This window comes from Micromonospora sp. NBC_00858, from assembly GCF_045207365.1.
Lineage (GTDB): Bacteria > Actinomycetota > Actinomycetes > Mycobacteriales > Micromonosporaceae > Micromonospora.
The window spans coordinates 117,581-136,795 of record NZ_CP108828.1 but is presented as its reverse complement, the minus strand read 5'-3'; the positions used below and the strand labels follow the sequence as shown (position 1 = coordinate 136,795).

Sequence of the window (19,215 nt, the reverse complement as noted above, 5' to 3'; positions counted from 1 at the left end):
GCCTCCGACATGCCCCGCAGAAGACGTTGGGTAACCCCTACTTGTAGAGCAACCTGCCCATCCGGCGCGAGGCGACCAGCAGGCCGAGCGCCATCATCGCCAGCAGGTAGAGCACGTCGAGCAGCCAGGACCAACCACTGCCACCCAACGCGAGACCACGGATCAGGTGCACCGACCGGTAGAGCGGGGTGACCTCGATCAGCCAGTGCAGCAGGGTCGGGTAGGCCTGCGCCGGCACGAACGTGCCGGAGAAGAGGAAGAGGGTGAACTGGGCGGACCCCATCAGGTCGAAATCCTGCCAGCTACGCATGAAGGTGGAGAGCGCCATGCCGAGCGCGCCGAACGCGAACCCGACCAGCACGGCGGCCGGGAGAGCGGTCAGCGCCCGGGGGACGGTGGTCAGGCCCAGCGCGATCATCACCCCGAGGAACGCTGCCGAGTAGGCGCTGCCGCGCAGCATCGCCCAGCCCAACTCGCCGACGGCGATCTCGAACGGCCGAACCGGGGTGGCGATCATCCCGTCGTACAGCTTCATGTACTTCATCTTGCCGAAGAAATTGAAAGTCGTCTCCGCGAGCGCCCCGGTCATCGCCGAGGAGGCGAGCATCGCCGGGGCCACGAACTCGGCGTACGAGACCAGCCGCCCGTCGGGCAGCGGCAGGTCGCCGACCAGCGTCCCGACGCCCACCCCGATCGAGAACAGGTAGAGCAGTGGCTCCACGAAGCCGGAGAGCAGCAGCAACCAGTAGACGGACTTCAGGGCCGCGACGTTGCGCTCGACCACCGACGCCGAACGCCGGGACGCGGCGGAGACGTCGACCAGCCGAGGCAGGATCAGCGTGACCACGACATTCTCCCTAGACGACGAGCTTGCGACGGAACGCGCGCAGCGCCAGCAACCAGCCGCCGAGGGCCCAGGCCGCCAGGTAGAGCAGGTGCCCGGCGATCGACCACTGTGGTGCGACGCCGAGCGTGGCCGCGCGGCAGAGGTCGACGGCGTGCCAGAGCGGTGTCAGGTACGCCAGCCAGCGCAGCGCCTCGGGCAGCGACTCGACCGGGAAGAACACCCCGGCAAAGAGCGTCATCGGGATGACCGCGAACCGGAACAGCATCGCCAGCCAACTGTCGCTGGACACCGACGCGGTGTACGCGAACGTCGGCGCGGCCATGGCCAGCCCGAGCAGTGCCACCACCGGCAGGGTGGCCACCGCCCAGGGCGACCGCAGTGCCCCGAACAGCCCGGTGACCAGCAGGAACGCCGCGATCGTGGTGAGCACCCGGAACAGCACGAAGGCCAGGTGCCCGGCCACGATGTCGCCCACCCGCAGCGGCGACGCGCTCTGCGCGAAGTATGTCTTGACCCACTGGAAGTTGCTGAACACCGGCCACGTCGAGTCGCCGACGGTCACCTGGAGGGCGGTCGAGGCGATCAGCCCGGGGACCAGCCAGTCGAGGTAACGCACGCCGCCGACGCCCTGGTCGATGTAGGCGCCGACGCCCACCCCGAAGCCGAGCACCGTCAACACCGGCAGCAGGAACGAGGAGAACACCCCGGCCCGCCAGGTGCGTCGTAACCCCACCAGGTAGTGCTCGAACACGGCGTACGCCGGGACCCAGGGGAACCCCGGCCGAGCCCGCTCGCGCGCCGATCCCGCCACGCTCACCACGACCACCCCCGCCCCACCGTGCCTGCCACCACGACCTTCCTACCCCCGGGGTACGACAGGCCGCCGGTCACCCTACGGCGACCTCCCCCGACCTGTCCCCCCGTTTCCGCCGGCCCCGCCAAGCACGATGGGGCGCGTCTCGCACCCACCGTCGGACAGGTGCGAGCCGGCGGCGGGGCGGGTGCACGCCGAGGCGGGTGCGGCGGCGGGATCAGCCGCGCCGGGGGGCGCGGACCAGCGCCTGTACGGCGTAGCCGAGCAGCAGCACCCCCGCGCCGGTGCCGACCACCACACCGGCCGACACCGCCGAGGCGAGCGCGACGACGAGCCCCGCCGCCGCCAGCACGCACATCGCGATGCCGAGTGGCCGGAGCAGCGGGTCTCGCAACAGCGGGGCGAGCGGGAAGAAGTGCAGCCCGACCACCGCACAGACCAGCACCGGGATGTACTCGGACCAGTCGGCGGCGGCCAGCAGGACGGCGCCCACCCCGGCGGCGGCGAACTCTACGACGACGATGAGCACGTACCGCCGGTTGGTCGCCCGGTCCCCCGCTCCGCCGCCGGCGCCCCGGGGGCGGCCCGACACCACGCCACCCACCACAGCCGTGATCATGGAGGCCACGCTGCCCACCACCAGCAGTGCGCGCCACGGCTGCTCCGCCGCCGGCACGCTGAACCAGACCGTGGCGAAGATGCCCAGGTACAGGGCGGTCAACCCGGCCTGGTGCCGGCTGTTGGTCGGCAGGTTGGACATGAAACCCCCCATGGTTCTGCTGCCGGTCGGGCGGACGCGCTCACCGGGCTGCCGATGCTACGCAAGATCACAACGTGCCACTCACCCGACCGGCGGGCTCGGGCGCGGGTCAGTCGACCAGGGTGCGGCCGGTCAGGTGCAGGAAGACGTCCTCCAGGCCGCTGCGCCGCACCAGCACGTTGGCCGGACTGAGCCCCAGCGCGGAGACCTCGGCGACCGCCGCGTCGCCGTTGGCCACGTACAGCAGGATGCGGTCGGGTAGCACCTCGACCCGCTCCCCCAGCCCGTCGAGCTTGCCGGCGAACGGCTCCTGCGACTCGGCGGCGAAGCGCAGCTCGACCACCTCGCGCGTGGAGTGCTGCTCGATCAGCGCCCGGGGCGAACCCTCGGCGACGATCCGCCCGCCGTCCATCACCACCAGCCGGTCGCAGAGCTGCTCGGCCTCGTCCATGTAGTGCGTGGTGAGCACCAGCGTGACGCCCTGCTGCTTGAGCCGGAACAGCCGCTCCCAGACCAGGTGCCGAGCCTGTGGGTCGAGCCCGGTGGTCGGCTCGTCGAGCAGCACGATCTCCGGATCGTTGACCAGCGCGCGGGCGATGGTCAACCGGCGCTTCATCCCGCCGGAGAGTGGCTCGACCTTGCTGTCGGCCCGCTCGGTGAGCTGGACGAAGTCGAGCAGCTCGGCGGCCCGCTCCCGGGCCGCCCGGCGCGAGATGCCGAAGTAGCGGGCGTAGACGGTCAGGTTTTCCCGGACCGTCAGCTCCGGGTCGAGATTGTCCAGCTGCGGACAGACGCCGAGCCGGGCCCGGATTGCCGGCCCGTCGCGGACCGGGTCCAGGTCGAGGATGCGCAGCTCACCCCCGCTCGGCGGGGAGGTGCAGCCGACCATCCGCATGGTGGAGGACTTGCCGGCGCCGTTGGGCCCGAGGAAGCCGAACGCCTCGCCCGAGCGCACCTCGACGTCGATGCCGTCGACGGCGGTGAAGTCGCCGAACCGCTTCACCAGCCCGCGAGCCTGAATCAGTGGTCGCCCCGAAGTCACCGTCCGACCCTAGCGGCCAGGTCCGACAGCTCTCCAGGCAAATTCGACGCCGGTCGAGGCGGCGGCGCCGACACCCGACCTGCCCGCGGCGAAACGCCCGTCGATGCCCCACCTGATAGTCGATCGACGTGTATCGTCCCCTCGTGTCGCCCACCCGTTCGCCCGACGGTTCGCCACCACCCGCACAACCAGCCGACTCCCCCACCAGCGAGCCCGCTCCGGGCACCGGCGGTGCACCACCCCGGCAGGCTGCGCCAGCCGAGACCGAGACCGTGGCTGCGCCAGCCGGGACCGAGACCGTCGCTGCGCCAGCCGGGCCCGAGGCCGCCGTGGCCGACCCGCCCGGCAACACCGATCAGGCCGGGCGCATCGACGGCGACGATGCGCGCACCGACGCCGAGCGGACGACGCGCGACCTGGCCGCCCAGTTCGAGGACGAGAAGCCGGGCCGGGTGTTGTCCGGGCCGGCCGGCCTGCTCCTCACCGCGGCGGCGCTGGCGGCCAGCGGGCTGGCCCTCTGGCAGGTGTTCCGCCCGCTGGCGCAGGGCAGCAAGTACTACTTGATCATCTTCCTGGCGCTCGTACTGCCGCTGGTCTTTCTGGCCTACCCGGCCGACCTGCGGCTGCGGGCCCGGCTGCTGGCCTGGCGGCGCCGCACCAGCCGGCCGGTCGACGCGGGCCTGCCGGGTCCGGCCCCGACACGACCCACCGCGGTGGACTGGGCCCTGGTCGCGCTGGCAGTGGCCGGTTGCCTCTACCCCGTGCTGCCGATCTGGATCGGTACGGGTGGCGGCGGCTACAACGCCTTCCTCGACCGGCAGGGCCTGCTCGTGCCGCTGGACCTGGTGATGGGCACCCTCCTGCTGCTCCTGCTGCTGGAGGCGTGCCGGCGGACCACCGGGTGGATCCTGCCCGCGGTCTGCCTGCTGTTCCTCGGCTACGGCTACTACGGCGGGCTGCTGCCGCAGTCCTGGCCGGTCGCCCACTCCGGGCTCGACTTCAGCCAACTGGTCGACGCGTTCTACAACTCCGACAGCGGCTTCTACGGCACCCCGCTGGACGTGGCCGCCTCGTACATCGTGCTGTTCACCATCTACGGCGCGGTGCTGGAGCTGTCCGGTGCCGGGCGGTTCTTCGTCGAGCTGTCGGCGGCCGCGTTCCGCCGCTCGCGCACCGCCGCCGGGCGGACCGCGGTGGCCTCCGGCTTCCTGCTCGGCACCGTCTCCGGCTCCGGTGCCGCGACGACGGTGAGCATCGGCGCGGTCACCTGGCCACTGCTGCGTCGCGCCGGCTATCCCCCGGAGCGGGCCGGCGGCATGCTGGCGGCGGCCGGGGTGGGCGCGATCCTCTCCCCACCAACCCTGGGCGCGGCGGCGTTCATCATCGCCGAGTACCTGGGCGTCTCGTACCTGCAGGTGCTCGGCTGGGCCACCGTGCCGACGGTGCTCTACTACCTCGGCATCCTGCTCGCCGTGGAGATCGACGCACGGCGCTCCGGCGTACGCCCGGTGGTGATCGACGTCGCCTCACCGTGGCGCCTACTGGGCCGGTTCGGCTACCACTTCGCCTCGCTGATCGCCATCATCGTGCTCCTCGCCGTCGGCGTGTCCGCGACGAGAGCGGTCGTCTTCGCCACCCTCCTGGCGGCTGCGCTCTCCTTCCTGGACCGTACGCACCGGCTCACCCCGGGCCGGCTGACGGCCGCGCTCGTCACCGGCGTACGCGGCGTGCTCGCGGTGACCGCCGTCTGCGCCGCCGCCGGCATCATCACGGCGACCACGACGAAGACCGGCCTCGGGCCGCAGGCCGCGGCGCTGCTGGTCGGCGGGGCGAAGGCGGTCACCTCGGACCCGACCCTCGTGCTGGTGCTCACCGCGCTGCTCGCGGCCGTCGCCCTCACCCTGCTGGGCCTGGCCGTGCCGGTCACCGCCTCGTTCGTGATCGGTTGGGTGATCGTCGGCCCGGCACTGCTCGACCTGGGCGTGACGGCACCGGCCGCCGCGATGTTCGTCTTCTACTTCGCGGTCCTGTCCGAGGTGTCCCCACCGACCGCGCTCGCGGCGGTGGCCGCCGCCGCGGTCACCGGCGGTCGGCTGGTGCCGACCATGTGGCAGACCCTGCGCTACGCGCTGCCGGCCTACCTGACCCCGATCGCCTTCGTCATCACACCGGCCGGGCTCGGCCTGCTCGGCATCGGCGGCGTGCAGCGGATCGTCTTCGCCGGCCTGGTCACCGCGCTCAGCGTGGCCGTGCTCGCCGTCGCCGCCGGTGGATGGCTGCCCGGCGTTGGTCCCGCCGGCGCCCCGGAGCGTGTGCTCGGTGCACTCGCCGGCGTGACGCTGCTCTGGCTCGAACCCGTACCGGTCACGGTCGGCGCCGCGCTGGCCGCCGTCGCGGTGGCGGGAGTGTTCGTACGACGCGGATCCGCCGGCCGGGCCGGCGGGCGGCCAGCCGGTTCACCAGCGAACCTCCGGGAGGAGAAACTGTGAGACGAATCGATGTACGGCTCGTGGCGGGTCTGAGCGTGGTCGCCCTCGTCGCGGTCGGAGCCACGGGTTGCGGGGGCCAGCAGGGCGGTGCCGCCAAGGACGACGCGGCCAGCGAGGTCACCTGTGAGGTGACCCGGGAGACCCGCGTCGGCATCGCCACCGGCAATGCGACCGGCGTCTACTACGTGGTCGGCAACGCCCTCGCCGGGCAACTGTCCGGAGCGACCGGTGGCAAGCTCACCGGCACGGCCGCGGAGACCGGCGCCTCGGTGCAGAACGTCGAGCAGTTGGTCAGCGGCCAGTACGACGTGGCGTTCTCCCTCTTCGACACGGCGGTCAACGCGGTTCAGGGCAAGGGCAGCTTCACCGCGCCGCAGCCGGTCGAGGCGCTCGCACGCATCTACGACAACTACACCCAGGTCGTGGTCCGCAATGACGCCGGGATCAACTCGGTGGCCGACATGCGGGGCAAGCGGATCTCCACCGGTTCGCCGAAGTCCGGCACCGAGGTGATCGCCAACCGGCTGCTGGAGGCCGCCGGCCTCGACCCGGCCAAGGACATTCGGGCGCAGCGGCTCGACCTGACCAAGACAGTCGAGGGGATCAAGGACGGCAGCATCGACGGCTTCTTCTGGTCCGGCGGCCTGCCCACCGGAGGCCTGACCGACCTGTTCACCACCGCCGGCGACCGGGTGAAGTTCATCGACATCGCGCCCCTGCTGCCGAAGATGACCGAGTTGAGCCCCGCCTACCAGGCCGGGACGATCGGCCGGGACGCGTACCGGACGGCGGCGGACACCCCGACGATCGTCGTGCCGAACGTGCTGCTGGTCCGCAAGGACCTGGACGCCAACGTCGCCTGTGCGATCACCCGAACGGTCTTCGACAAGCGGGACACCCTGGCCCAGGCAAACCCGGCGGCCAAGGGCATCTCCCTGGAGACCGCCCGGAAGACCGAGCCGGTTCCGCTGCACCGTGGTGCCGCGAAGGCGCTGGAGGATCTCGGCGCCAACTGACCCGGCCAGCGAGTCGGTCGCCGCCGGGCCGGGCGGCCGGCTACCCGTCGACCGGTGCGGTGGCGGCCCGGGCCGCGGTGACCAGGCGGTCGGTCTCGGCGAGCAGGGCCTCCTCGTCCGGCGGGGTGCCGGGGTCGAGGCGGACCGTCCAGGTCAGACCGTCCACCCCGGCCGCGCGCCGGGCCGCGACCCGGGCCCCGCCACCGGGCACCGGGTGGTGTTCGGTGTACGCGACCGAGCGGGTCACCCGGGCCCGCACCTGGTGCGGCAGCTCGCCCGGGTCGAGCAGCAGGTACGACTCGGCCGGGCAGTCGGTGACCACCGTGTAACCGTCGCGTTCGACGAGGGTCTCGGCGGGCGTGACGGTCAGCTCGCGGCCGGACCAGACGGCCTTGAGGATGTCGTGCCAGCCGAGCCGGTGCCCCCGACCGGGCAGCCACAGACCGAGGTTGGTGGCCACCACCACCCCGTCGCCCTCGCCGTTGCCCGCCGCCGCCCAGGCCAGCACCCGTTCGTCGGCGGCGAGCGGCGGCCGGTCGGCCGGCGGGAGCTTCGGCTTGCGGCTGAACAGTCCCATCTAGAGCCCTCCTGCGGCCTGCTCGCGCAGCGCCCTGGCGTGCTGCTCCAGTGACAGCAGCTCGCCGAAGGCGGCGAAGTACTCGTCCTTGTTGTTGACCGGGTTGATCCGCTGGATCCGCGACTTGAGGTCCCGGATCCGGGCCGTCACCGACCCGAACTGCACCCGGGCCATCGTGATCGACACGTAGCGCGGGTCCGGTTCACCGTCGATCCGTAGCGGCTCCACCGCCAGCTCGCCGACCAGCGCCGCTGACGCCAGGTCGTCGCAGGCGTCACGGACCAACTCGATCCAGACGGCGCCCCCGGTCGCCGACACGGCCCCGCCGGCCGCCGCGATGGCCGCGCGTACCGCGACGTGCACCGGGTGCCGGTACTCCGTGGCCTCGACGGCGTCGAACATCGGCCCGGCCAGCACGGGCTGCTGCAGGGCGAGCTTCAACGCTTCCCGCTCGACCATCGACTGCGGGCTGTCCAGTGCCGGCTCGGGGCGGGTCGGCGCGGGCCGACCGGCGGGGGCGGCGTCCCGGGCACCGGGCGGCGGGGCGTTGGCGGCGGCGAGCACCGCCCGCTGCACCGGCTCGATCTCCATCCCGAGGTCCATGGCGAGCTTGCGGACGTACTCCGGGCGCTTCTCCCGGTCCTTGAGTTGCGCGACCAGCGGCGCGGCCCGACGCATCGCCTCGACCCGGCCGTCGACGGTGTCCAGGTCGTACCGGCTGATCACGTGCCGCAGCGCGAAGTCGACCAGCGGCTCGCGCCGGGCCACCAGGTCGCGCACCGCCAGGTCACCCTTGGCCAGCCGCAGCTCGCACGGGTCCATGTTGTCGGGGCTGACGGCGATGAACGTCCGGCCCACGAAGCGCTGGTCGTCGGAGAAGGCACGCAGCGCCGCCTTCTGCCCGGCGGCGTCCCCGTCGAAGGTGAAGATGATCTCCCCAGCCACCGAGTCGGTGTCCAGCAGCAACCGGCGCAGCACCCCGATGTGGTCGGCGCCGAACGCCGTGCCGCAGGTCGCCACCGCCGTGGTCACCCCGGCCAGGTGGCAGGCCATCACGTCGGTGTAGCCCTCGACGATCACCGCCCGGCCCTGCTTGGCGATCTCCCGCTTGGCCTGGTCGATGCCGTAGAGCACGTGCGACTTCTTGTAGATCGGCGTCTCGGGGGTGTTCAGGTACTTCGGGCCGTCGTCGTCGTCGAAGAGCTTGCGGGCGCCGAAACCGATCACGTCGCCGGCGAGGTCGCGGATCGGCCAGAGCAGCCGCCGGCGGAACCGGTCGATCAGCGTGCCGGAGCGGGACTCCCGAGACAGCCCGGCGGTGACCAGCTCCTGGTGGGTGAAGCCCTGCTGGCGCAGGTGCTTGGTGAGCAGGTCCCAGCCCTCCGGCGCGAAGCCGCAGCCGTAGCGCTCGGCGGCGGCCCGGTCGAAGCCACGTTGGGCCAGGAACTCCCGTGCCCGGCGGGCACCGGCGGTGCTGAGCTGCGCCTGGTAGAACTCGACGGCGGCGGCGTGCGCGGCAACCAGGCGCTGGCGCTGGCCCTGCTGGGGTCGGGGGCGCGGGGTGCCCTTGTCGTCCTCCAGGTAGCGCAGCTGGATGCCGGCGCGGCCGGCCAGCCGCTCGACGGACTCGATGAAGCTGAGGTGCTCGGCGTCCATCAGGAACTTGATCGCGTCGCCACCGGCCCCGCAGCCGAAGCAGTACCAGACGTTGCGGGCCGGGGAGACGTTGAAGGACGGGCTCTTCTCGTCGTGGAACGGGCACAGGCCCTTGAGGTTGCCGCCGCCGGCGGACTTCAGGGTGACCGTCTCGGAGATCACGTCCCCGATCGAGGTGCGTTCCCGGACCAGTGCGATGTCCTCGTCCCGGATTCGCCCAGCCATGCGCCACCCCCTCGGCGTACATCCTGCCCTGCCGGACCGGCGGCACGCCGGCCGGGGCACGCCGGATGTGGCGGCCACCGCTGCCGGCTCGACGGTTCCCGCCCGGGAGCCGGACCCGCGCGGGGACCATGACCAGATGCGGAGGGTACGGACCGTCGGCGCCCGCTTGCCGGGATGGTTGTCCGGTCGGCTGGGCGTACGCGGGCCGGCACCGCTGGAGGACGAGGCCGGGCACCGCCACGCCACCTGGCTGGAGCTCTTCCTCGACATCATCTTCGTGTACGCGCTGGCGGCGGTGGTGGCCCGGCTGGGCACCGACTCGACCCCGTCGGTGGGCGGCATACTTGCCGTGAGCGGGCTCTTCGTGGTGGTCCAGTGGGCCTGGATGGGTCAGGTCTACTACGACACCCGGTTCGACCCGGACGATCTGCCGCACCGGCTGCTGGTGCTGGTCGCGCTGGTCGGCGCGGGCGCGATGACGCTCGGCGTGGACGAGGTGCCGGAGAGCGCGCTGCTGCCGGTCGGGTACCTGATCGTCCGGGGCGTGCTGCTCCTGCTCTACCTGCGGGCCCGGCCGGCCAGCCCGATCGCCCGCACGGTGATCTCGGTCTACCTGGTCGGCTTCGGGCTGGGCTGGCTGATCTGGCTGGTCTCGCTGGCCGTGCCGATCGCGCTGCGCCCGGCGCTGTGGGTCGTCGCGATGGCCATCGAACTGGCCACGCCCTGGGTCGGCCGACGGCGGCTCGAGCAGTGGCCGGTGGACAACCGGCACCTGCCGGAACGGATCGGCCAGTTCACCATCATCGTGCTGGGCAGCGCGCTGGCCAGCCTGCTCTTCGCGGTGCCGGACCACCCCCGGCCGCACATGATCCTCACCGCCGGGTTGGCCTTCGTGGTGCCGGCCGCCGTCTGGTGGGTCTACACCACCTTCGTCACCACCAACCTGTCGACGACCCGCCTGCGTGCCGGGCAGGCGTACACCTATCTGCACATCCCGCTCAGCGGTGCGCTGCTGCTGCTCGGCTGGTCGCTCGGGCAGGCGGTACGGCTGGTCGACAGCGGCGCGAGCCGGCTGCCGCTGGAGCTGCGGCTGCTGTTGGCTGCCTCGGTGGTGGTCTGGGTGCTGTGTGGGCTGGGCCTGTTCACGCTCGCTACCCGGCCGAGCGCCTCCCGGCTGGCGATCACCGCCTACGCGGTGATTTCGGTCAGCCTGATCGGCGCGACGGTACGCGAGGCCCGGCTGCTGTTGCTGCTGCTCGCCCCGGCGATCGTCGGGTACGCCGTGCTGCTCAACCGGCGACTCACCGCGGTCCGTGAGGAATGGGACCGGCAGACCGAGGGCTGAACCGCGCTCAGGCAGCGGTGGGCTCCTCGGCCGCCACCTCCCGGTTCCAGTCGGCCTTGGCGGAGCGCCAGCCCTCGTCGTCCATGCCGCGCCGCCAGTAGCCGGAGATGGAGAGCCGATCGGCGGGTACGCCCCGCTCGGCGCGCAGCAGCCGGCGCAGTTCCCGGACGAAGGTCGCCTCGCCGTGGACGAAGGCGTGCACCTGGCCCGGCGGGAACTCCAGATCCCGCACCGCCGCCACCAGCGCGGCACCCACCGGGCGCTCGCCGCGGTGCAGCCAGGTGAGCTGGACCGCGCCCGGGCTGAGCAGCTTCTGCTCCTCCGCCGGGTCGGCGATCTCCACGAAGACATGGGCCGGGGCGCCCAGCGGCAGCCGTTCCAGGGCGGCGCCGATCGCCGGCAGGGCGCTCTCGTCGCCGACCAGCAGGTGCCAGTCCGCATCCGGGCTCGGGGCGTACGCCCCGCCGGGTCCGACGAAGTGCACCGGGTCGCCCGGGCGCAGCGCGGCGGCCCACGGGCCAGCCAGCCCCTCGTCGCCGTGGTGCACCACGTCGACGGTCAGCTCCTCGGCCAGCGGGTCCCACTGCCGCACGGTGTACGCGCGCAGCCGGGGCCACTGCTCGCGGGGCAGGTCACGGCGGATCTCGGCGAGGTCCAGCGGCTGCGGGTACGCGACGCCGGGCTGCGGGAAGACCAGCTTGATGTAGTGGTCGGTGAACTCGCCCACCGGCAGGCCGGCCAGTTCGTCCCCGCCGAGGACGAGCCGGATCAGATGCGGGGTGGGTCGCTCGGTGCGCAGCACTCGGACCGAGGTGACGTTCCTGGGGCGTTCCGTCATACCACTTAGGCTAGCCTAAGCTGCGCCGCCCCCGGACGGCGGTGCTCCATCTCCCACCAGGCGGGTGTGCCAGGTCACCGCCGCCGGGTCGGTGAGTGAGGCGACCTGATCGATCACCACCCGCAGCCGGGCGGCGTCGTCCGGCGCGGCCCGCCACAGCGGGGCGAAGATCGGGTCGAGCCCGTCCGGCGCCCGCCGGACCAGCGCGCCCACCAGTTCGGCCAGCATCGCCCGCTGCCGTTCGTAGCGGCCCCGGAAGCCGGAGCGACGCATCACGTAGCGCAGCGCGATGCCCTTGAGCAGGGCGCACTGGGCCCGGACCAGCCGCGGCACCACCAGGTCGGCGGCGTAGCGGCGATGCGGGCCGGCGCCGAACCGCTCCTCCGTGGCGGCCACCGCCGCGGAGACGAACCGGCCGGTCAACCCGCTGGTGGTGGCCTTCAGCGCGGCCTGGGCGCGGTGGCTGCCGTCGTACCCGACGAGGGGGGCCAGCAGCGGGTCGGCCAGCAACTCGACCAGCACCTCGGCCAGGTCACCCGGGGACTCCCCGGAATAGGTGGCGGCCACGTCGGTGCAGAGCGCGGCCCGTTCGTCGGCATCGTCGAGCAGCGGGCGCAGCGTGACGTACCCGCCGTGGATGCCGTCCTCCACGTCGTGCACGGAGTACGCGACGTCGTCGGCCCAGTCCATCACCTGCGCCTCCAGGCAGCGCCGGTCGCCGGGCGCGCCGGCCCGGATCCAGCCGAAGACGGCCGCGTCGTCGGCGTACACCCCGAACTTGCGCTGCCCGGGGCGGCGCAGCCAGGGGTACTTGCCGATCGCGTCGAGCGAGGCACGGGTCAGGTTCAGCCCGGCGGACGAGCCGTCCGGGAGGAGCACCTTCGCTTCCAGCCGGGTCAGCACCCGCAGCGTCTGGGCGTTGCCCTCGAAGCCGCCGCAGGGCGTGGCGAGCAGGTCCAGCGCCTCCTCGCCGTTGTGCCCGAACGGCGGGTGCCCGAGGTCGTGCGCGAGCCCGGCGACGTCCACCACGTCCGGGTCGCAGCCCAGCCGGGCGCCCATCTCGCGAGCGATCTGGGCGACCTCCAGCGAGTGGGTCAGCCGGGTGCGCAGGAAGTCGTCCGTGCCGGCGGTGTGCACCTGGGTCTTGGTGGCCAACCGGCGGAACGCCGCTGAGTGCAGCACCCGGGCGCGGTCCCGCTCGTACGGTGACCGGCGGTGGCCGGTGTCCTTGGGCGGCTCCTCGACCAGCCGGGCGTCCGCCGCGACGGACGGCGGTGCGGTCAACCGGTCACCGGCTCACTCCTCGCGCTCGCGAAGCCACATCTTGCTCGCGACTGCGGGGCTCGCAAACCCGGCTCACTCCTCGCGCTCGCGAAGCCACATCTTGCTCGCGACTGCGGGGCTCGCAAACCCGGCTCACTCCTCGCGCTCGCGAAGCACGCAGAACTCGTTGCCCTCCGGGTCGGCCAACACCGTCCAGTCCACCTGGCCCTGGCCGATGTCGACGTGCCGGGCGCCCATGTCGACGAGCCGTTCGACCTCGGCCTCCTGGTCGGCCGGGCGAAGGTCGAGGTGCAGCCGGTTCTTGCGTTCCTTGCCGTCGGCCACCGGCAGGAAGACCAGGCCGGGGAGCTTGTCGACGGACTGGCGGATCTCCACCTCGTCCGGCTTCTCAGTGATGATCTGGTAGCCGAGGGCTTCGGCCCACCAGCGGGCCAGTCGGGCCGGATCGCGGGCGTCGACGGTCAGGCTCTCCCAGACGCTGGTCATGCAGTCACCCTTCCCCCTCGACGGCGTGCGCAATCGGCGGTGTGCGAAGGAGCCAAGATTACGCCGCTCGGGGCCGCCCGGCCCGCCCGCGACGCCTCGTCCGCAGGCCCACAACCGCCGATTGGCCGGGAGTTATCAACCGATTGCCGAGGGTTACGGGCTCGCGAGCGGAGGTTGCTACCGGTAGCGTTCCCAGCGCGGAACGTGACCAGCCGATCGACACGCAGAGCCTGACCGGTAAGGGGACGCTCGTGGACGCAGACACCGTGGTGGGAACGGAGCTACGCGGGTTGCGTCGGCGCCGTCCCGAGGTCGCCGGGGCCGTCCTGGCCGGCACCGACGGGCTACTCATCTCCAGTGACCTGCCCAGCACCGACGCCACCCACCTCGCCGCGCTCGCCGCGGCCAGCTTCGGGCTCGGCCACCGGATGGCCGACACGGCCCAGCAGGGCGAGTTCCGGGAGTCGGTGGTGCGCACCACCGCCGGCTGCGTGGTGACCTACCCGGCCGGGCGCAACGCCCTGCTGACCCTGGTCACCGTCGCGGCCGCGGAGGACCTGGAGGCGCTGCACGAGGAGGCCCGGGCGGTGGCCCATCGGGCCGGCTCGGTGCTGGACATCCGCGGCGGCGGGATCGGCAACACCGCCATGCCCGACGCGCACGCCCCGCTGGCCGTGCGTACCCCGATGGCCACCCTGCCGGCGCAGCTGCACCGCTCGGCCCGACCCACCTGGCGGCGCCCGCCGATCTGATCGCTGGTGCCGGCGGTGGCCCGGGAGCCCGGTCCACCGCCGGCCCTGCGTCAGCGGCTGTCCGACCCGCCGGTCTCCACCGCCGCCCGACCGGCCTCCAGCCGGGCCACCGGCACCCGGAACGGCGAGCAGGAGACGTAGTCCAAGCCGACCTCGTGGAAGAAGTGCACCGAGTCGGGGTCGCCGCCGTGCTCGCCGCAGACACCGAGCTTCAGCCCGGGCCGGGCGGCCCGGCCCTCCTCGGCGGCGATCCGCACCAGCCGGCCCACGCCGTCGCGGTCGATCGACTCGAACGGCGAGATGCCGAAGATGCCCAACTCCAGGTAGCGCCAGAAGAACGCGCCCTCGACGTCGTCGCGGGAAAAGCCCCAGCCCATCTGGGTCAGGTCGTTGGTGCCGAAGGAGAAGAACTCCGCCGCCTCGGCGATCTGACCGGCGGTCAGCGCCGCCCGGGGCACCTCGATCATGGTGCCGATCAGCACCTCGACCCCGCTGTCCCCGACCACCTCGGCGATGATCTTCTCGGCCTCGGCGCGGACCGTCTCCAGCTCCTGCACGGCGCCGACCAGCGGCACCATGATCTCCGGCTTGGCTGTCCCGCCGCCACGGGCGCAGGTGACAGCCGCCTCGGCGATGGCCCGGACCTGCATCGCGAACAGGCCGGGGATGACCAGGCCGAGGCGGACGCCCCGCAGCCCGAGCATCGGGTTCTCCTCGTGCATCCGCCGGACGGCGGCGAGCAGCGCCTCCTCCTTGGCCACGTCCTCGCCGCGCTCCTGGGCGACCGCGACGTTGACCGCGAGCTGCTCCAGCGGCGGCAGGAACTCGTGCAGTGGCGGGTCGATCAGCCGGACGGTGACCGGCAGCCCGTCCATCTCGCGGAAGATCTCCTCGAAGTCGGCCCGCTGCAACGGCAGCAGCGCCGCCAGCGCCGCCTCGCGCTCACCCTCGGCTCGGGCCAGGATCAGTCGCTCGACCAGCTCGCGCCGGTCGCCGAGGAACATGTGTTCGGTGCGGCAGAGCCCGATGCCCTCGGCGCCGAAGCGCCGGGCCCGGGCGGCGTCCGCGCCGGTGTCGGCGTTCGTGCGGACCGCGAGCCGCCGCTTGTCGTCGGCGTGCGTCATGATCCGGTGTACGGCCCGAACCAGCGCGTTGTCGATGTGCGCGGGGTCGAGACTGCCCTCGAAGTACTGCACCACCTCCGACGGCATGACCGGCACCTCGCCCAGGTAGACCTTGCCGGTGGTGCCGTCGATGGAGACGACGTCTCCCTCGCCGACGGTCTGCCCGGCCACGGTGAACCGCTTCGCGGGCACGTTCACGTCGATCTCGTCGGCGCCGGAGACGCAGGTCTTGCCCATCCCCCGGGCCACCACGGCGGCGTGGCTGGTCTTACCGCCGCGCGAGGTGAGAATGCCCTTGGCGGCGATCATGCCGTTCAGGTCGTCCGGGTTGGTCTCCCGGCGGACCAGGATCACCGACTCGCCCTCGGCGGCCAGCTCGACGGCCCGGGCGGAGGTGAAGACCACCTTGCCCGATGCCGCGCCGGGCGAGGCGCCGATGCCCTTGGCGACCGGCTGGAAGTCGTGGTCGAGCTGGAAGCGCGGGAACATCAGCTGGGCCAACTGCGCGCCGTTGACCCGGTGCAGCGCCTCGTCCAGGTCGATCAGGCCCTCGTCGATCAACTGCCCGGCGATGACGAACGCGGCAGCTGCGGTGCGCTTGCCGACCCGCGTCTGCAGCATCCAGAGCTTGCCGCGTTCGATGGTGAACTCGATGTCACAGAGGTCCTTGTAGTGCTCCTCCAGCCGGGCCATGATGCCGAGCAGCTCGTCGTAGGAGGACTTGTCGAGCTGCTCCAACTCCTGCAACGGCACCGTGTTGCGGATGCCGGCGACGACGTCCTCGCCCTGGGCGTTGGCCAGGTAGTCGCCGTAGATGCCCTGCGCGCCGCTGGCCGGGTCCCGGGTGAATGCGACGCCGGTGCCGGAGTCCGGGCCGAGGTTGCCGAAGACCATGGAAACCACGTTGACCGCGGTGCCGAGGTCGGCCGGGATCCGCTCCTGGCGGCGGTAGAGCACCGCGCGCTCGGCGTTCCACGACTCGAAGACCGCCCGGATGGCCAGGTCGAGCTGTTCGCGCGGCTGCTGCGGGAACTCCCGACCGGTGTGCTTGACGAAGATCTTCTTGTACGAGTCGACCAGCCCGCGCAGGTCGTCGGCGTCCAGGTCCAGGTCGTTGTGGGTGCCCTTGGCGCGCTTGACCTCGTCGAGGGCGTGCTCGAACTCCTCGCCCGGCACGTCGCAGACAGTCTTGCCGAACATCTGGATGAGTCGCCGGTAGGAGTCCCAGGCGAATCTGTTCGCGCCGCCGGAGGCGGCCTGGTCAGTGGAGCCGCCCGCCTGGGCGGAGAGCCCCAGCACGCTCTGGTCGTTGAGGCCGACGTTGAGGACGGTCTCCATCATGCCGGGCATGGAGAACTTGGCGCCGGAACGGACGGAGACCAGCAGGGGGTCCTGCGGGTCGCCGAGGCGCTTGCCCATCGCGCGCTCCAGCGATTCCAGGTGCGCCTCGATCTGGCCGGCGAGCCCGTCCGGCTCCCGGCCGGTCGCGAGGTACGCCTGACAGGCCTCGGTGGTGATGATGAAGCCGGGGGGCACCGGCAGCCCGAGGTTGGTCATCTCGGCCAGGTTTGCGCCCTTGCCGCCGAGCAGGTCCTTGAGGTCCTTGTTGCCCTCGGAGAAGTCGTAGACGTACTTGTGATCGACGGTCTCTTGCGCTGCCACCAGAGCCTCCCACGCGCGCCGGATTGACACTTAACGAAGGTTCAGTTTCCTCATACCCCGGGACGGACCACCGGTAATCCCGGGGTTGACATCGATCGGTGGGCGAAGGTTAAGCGAACATCGAGCGGCCGGGGACCGTTCGGTGACAATAGGCACAGCCATCACGACTATCCGCGTTCGTACCGGTTTTTGGGAACGCTTCCACGCGCACGATCACGCATCCCGCCCTCTCGCCGTACTCTTGATGGCAACGCAGCCAGCGAAACTCACTTTTGCCATATTCGGCGCGAATACACCCCCGGAGCCGCCGCCGTGTCGACCTTCTCCTCCCCCGGATCCGCCGCCACCCCCGGCGCGGCCGGATCCACCGACCCGATCTCACTGTCGGGGCACGAACCGGACGCGGCCACGCTGGCCCGGGCCGCCGAACGGGCCGCCGGTGAGCTGCTCGCCCCGCCGGCCCCGGTCCGTCTGACCGACGTCGTGCCCGCCCCGCAGGAGGTCGAGCCGAACCCGGCCGAGGACTGGCTGCTGCCGGCCGAGGCGGTCATCGTGGCCAGCGCCGATCCCGCCGCGCTGGCGGTCGCCGAACAGCTCGCCGAGCAGCTGCGTCCGGCCACCGGATACCCGCTGCCGGTGACCGACGCCGCCGGGCCGGCACCGGTCGACGGCATCGCGCTGGTCCTGACCGACGACGACGGCCTGGGCGCCGAGGGGTACCGGCTGGCCGTGACCCGGGCCGGGGTCACCGTCACCGCAGTCACCGCCGCCGGCCTCTTCTACGGCGCGCAGACCCTGCGTCAACTGCTGCCACCGGCGATCGAGAGCCCGGTCCCGGTCGCCGAGCACTGGATGCTGCCCGGCGGGTCGATCGTCGACCGGCCCCGGTTCCCGTACCGGGGCGCGATGCTCGACGTGGCGCGGCACTTCTTCGCCGTCGCCGACGTACTCCGGGTGATCGACCACCTGGCCCGGTACAAGCTCAACCACCTGCACCTGCACCTGACCGACGACCAGGGCTGGCGGATCGCCGTCGACTCCCGGCCACGATTGACCGCCGTCGGCGGGACGACCGAGGTCGGCGACGGCCCCGGCGGGTTCTACACGAAGGCCGACTACCGCAGGATCGTCGAGTACGCCGCCGCCCGGCACATCACCGTGGTGCCGGAGATCGACCTGCCCGGCCACACCAACGCCGCGCTGGTCGCGTACCCGGAACTGGCACCGGACAAGGTCGCACCGCCGCCGTACACCGGCACCGAGGTCGGCTTCAGCTACGTCGACCCGGCCGACGAGCGGACGTACGACTTCATCGCCAACGTGCTGGGCGAGGTGGCCGCGCTCACCCCGGGGCCGTGGCTGCACATCGGCGGCGACGAGGCGTTCAAGGTCAAGGGCGAGGTGTATACCGGTTTCGTCGAGCGGGTGCAGCGGATCGTCGCCGACACCGGTAAGACCGTCGTCGGCTGGCACCAGCTCGCCCCGGCCGCGCACGCCGACGGACGGGTGCTCCAGTGGTGGGGCACGAACGGCGAGGACTCGGCCATCACTGCCGAGGCGGTACGCCAGGGCGCCCGGCTGATCGTCTCCCCCGGCAACCACGCCTACCTGGACATGAAGTACGCCCCGGACACCCCGGTCGGGCAGGACTGGGCCGGCCTGATCGACGCGCGACGCGCGTACGACTGGGATCCCGGGTCACACGTGACGGGCGTGCCGGAGGCGGCGGTACTCGGCGTGGAGGCCCCGCTCTGGACCGAGTCGATCACCTCGCTGGCCGAGATCGAGTTCATGCTGTTCCCTCGGCTGCCCGCCATCGCCGAGCTGGGCTGGTCGCCCCGGGCTACGCACGACTGGGCCGGGTTCCGCGACCGGCTGGCCGGACACGGCCCGCGCTGGACCACCGCCGGGATCACCTTCCACCTCTCCCCCGAGGTCCCCTGGCCCGCTGAGGGGATCGGGGCCGCCCAGCCGACCCGCCCGCACCTCCCGACCCAGCCCGGCCCCGGTACCGCCCCCGCCCCAGTCGCCGACCAGCTCTGACCGCCCCGCACCCGCGACCTCGCCTCACCCGTCACCCAGGCCCTCGCAGGCCGCGAGTCGGGCGGAAGACCGACGGCCGGGCGGAAGACCGACGCTCGGGCGGAAGACCGACGCTCGGGCGGAAGACCGACGCTCGGGCGGAAGACCGACGCTCGGGCGGAAGACCGACGCTCGGGCGGAAGACCGACGCTCGGGCGGAAGACCGACGCTCGGGCGGAAGACCGACGCTCGGGCGGAAGACCGACGCTCGGGCGG

Annotated in this window: 14 protein-coding genes and 1 pseudogene; 5 read left to right on the top strand and 10 right to left on the bottom strand. The window is 72.4% G+C overall.

Features of this window, described 5'->3' with window-relative positions; all coding sequences use genetic code 11:
- Nucleotides 1-37: 37 nt before the first annotated feature.
- From OG990_RS00690 to OG990_RS00675, 4 genes are all read right to left on the bottom strand, one after another.
- Nucleotides 38-847, bottom strand: a complete 810-nt coding sequence (locus OG990_RS00690; RefSeq protein ID WP_328419247.1) for an ABC transporter permease — start codon at nt 845-847, stop codon at nt 38-40.
- Between the two features lie 10 nt (nt 848-857).
- Nucleotides 858-1,658, bottom strand: a complete 801-nt coding sequence (locus OG990_RS00685; protein WP_328426836.1) for an ABC transporter permease — start codon at nt 1,656-1,658, stop codon at nt 858-860.
- A 220-nt stretch (nt 1,659-1,878) separates the two neighbouring features.
- A complete protein-coding gene (locus OG990_RS00680; RefSeq protein WP_386984420.1) occupies nt 1,879-2,421 on the bottom strand; it encodes a hypothetical protein in 543 nt (180 codons plus the stop codon).
- A gap of 109 nt (nt 2,422-2,530) precedes the next feature.
- Entirely contained in the window at nt 2,531-3,463 is a 933-nt protein-coding gene (locus OG990_RS00675) for an ABC transporter ATP-binding protein (RefSeq protein ID WP_328419250.1), read from the bottom strand.
- 143 nt (nt 3,464-3,606) lie between these two features.
- On the opposite strand from OG990_RS00675, the gene OG990_RS00670 reads away from it, so the two are divergent.
- Nucleotides 3,607-5,952: a TRAP transporter fused permease subunit gene (locus tag OG990_RS00670; RefSeq protein WP_406078587.1), complete on the top strand. Its 2,346-nt coding sequence runs from the start codon at nt 3,607-3,609 to the stop codon at nt 5,950-5,952.
- Entirely contained in the window at nt 5,949-6,968 is a 1,020-nt protein-coding gene (locus tag OG990_RS00665; protein WP_328419252.1) for a TAXI family TRAP transporter solute-binding subunit, read from the top strand. Before OG990_RS00670 ends, OG990_RS00665 begins: the two co-directional genes overlap by 4 nt.
- A 40-nt stretch (nt 6,969-7,008) precedes the next feature.
- On the opposite strand, the gene OG990_RS00660 is transcribed toward OG990_RS00665, so the two are convergent.
- Both OG990_RS00660 and dnaG read right to left on the bottom strand, forming a co-directional pair.
- Nucleotides 7,009-7,545, bottom strand: coding sequence for a hypothetical protein (locus OG990_RS00660; RefSeq protein WP_386984427.1), 537 nt, complete (start codon nt 7,543-7,545; stop codon nt 7,009-7,011).
- Nucleotides 7,546-9,448 (bottom strand): annotated as a pseudogene (gene dnaG / locus OG990_RS00655) (DNA primase).
- A 114-nt stretch (nt 9,449-9,562) separates the two neighbouring features.
- Here dnaG and OG990_RS00650 point away from each other — a divergent pair.
- Nucleotides 9,563-10,771, top strand: coding sequence for a low temperature requirement protein A (locus tag OG990_RS00650; RefSeq protein WP_406078586.1), 1,209 nt, complete (start codon nt 9,563-9,565; stop codon nt 10,769-10,771).
- A 7-nt stretch (nt 10,772-10,778) separates the two neighbouring features.
- Here OG990_RS00650 and OG990_RS00645 read toward each other — a convergent pair whose 3' ends face one another.
- From OG990_RS00645 to OG990_RS00635, 3 genes are all read right to left on the bottom strand, one after another.
- Nucleotides 10,779-11,609, bottom strand: coding sequence for a siderophore-interacting protein (locus tag OG990_RS00645; RefSeq protein WP_355609626.1), 831 nt, complete (start codon nt 11,607-11,609; stop codon nt 10,779-10,781).
- Between the two features lie 15 nt (nt 11,610-11,624).
- On the bottom strand, nt 11,625-12,893 hold the full coding sequence (locus OG990_RS00640) for a deoxyguanosinetriphosphate triphosphohydrolase (protein ID WP_406078585.1): 1,269 nt from the start codon (nt 12,891-12,893) through the stop codon (nt 11,625-11,627).
- 132 nt (nt 12,894-13,025) lie between these two features.
- Nucleotides 13,026-13,379, bottom strand: coding sequence for a VOC family protein (locus OG990_RS00635; protein WP_328419262.1), 354 nt, complete (start codon nt 13,377-13,379; stop codon nt 13,026-13,028).
- A 251-nt stretch (nt 13,380-13,630) separates the two neighbouring features.
- On the opposite strand from OG990_RS00635, the gene OG990_RS00630 reads away from it, so the two are divergent.
- On the top strand, nt 13,631-14,131 hold the full coding sequence (locus OG990_RS00630; RefSeq protein ID WP_328419264.1) for a roadblock/LC7 domain-containing protein: 501 nt from the start codon (nt 13,631-13,633) through the stop codon (nt 14,129-14,131).
- 50 nt (nt 14,132-14,181) lie between these two features.
- Here the strand turns inward: OG990_RS00630 and ppdK are convergent, their stop codons facing one another.
- Entirely contained in the window at nt 14,182-16,917 is a 2,736-nt protein-coding gene (gene ppdK / locus OG990_RS00625; RefSeq protein WP_328419265.1) for a pyruvate, phosphate dikinase, read from the bottom strand.
- Nucleotides 16,918-17,229: 312 nt separating this feature from the next.
- On the opposite strand from ppdK, the gene OG990_RS00620 reads away from it, so the two are divergent.
- Nucleotides 17,230-18,960, top strand: coding sequence for a beta-N-acetylhexosaminidase (locus tag OG990_RS00620; protein ID WP_406078584.1), 1,731 nt, complete (start codon nt 17,230-17,232; stop codon nt 18,958-18,960).
- The last annotated feature ends 255 nt before the right edge of the window (nt 18,961-19,215 follow it).

Coding starts and splice junctions, on each gene's coding strand:
- OG990_RS00680 (WP_386984420.1), bottom strand. CDS start 2,421: ATGTCCAACCTGCCGACCAACAGCCGGCACCAGGCCGGGTTGACCGCC.
- OG990_RS00660 (WP_386984427.1), bottom strand. CDS start 7,545: ATGGGACTGTTCAGCCGCAAGCCGAAGCTCCCGCCGGCCGACCGGCCG.
- OG990_RS00650 (WP_406078586.1), top strand. CDS start 9,563: ATGCGGAGGGTACGGACCGTCGGCGCCCGCTTGCCGGGATGGTTGTCC.
- OG990_RS00645 (WP_355609626.1), bottom strand. CDS start 11,609: ATGACGGAACGCCCCAGGAACGTCACCTCGGTCCGAGTGCTGCGCACC.
- OG990_RS00635 (WP_328419262.1), bottom strand. CDS start 13,379: ATGACCAGCGTCTGGGAGAGCCTGACCGTCGACGCCCGCGATCCGGCC.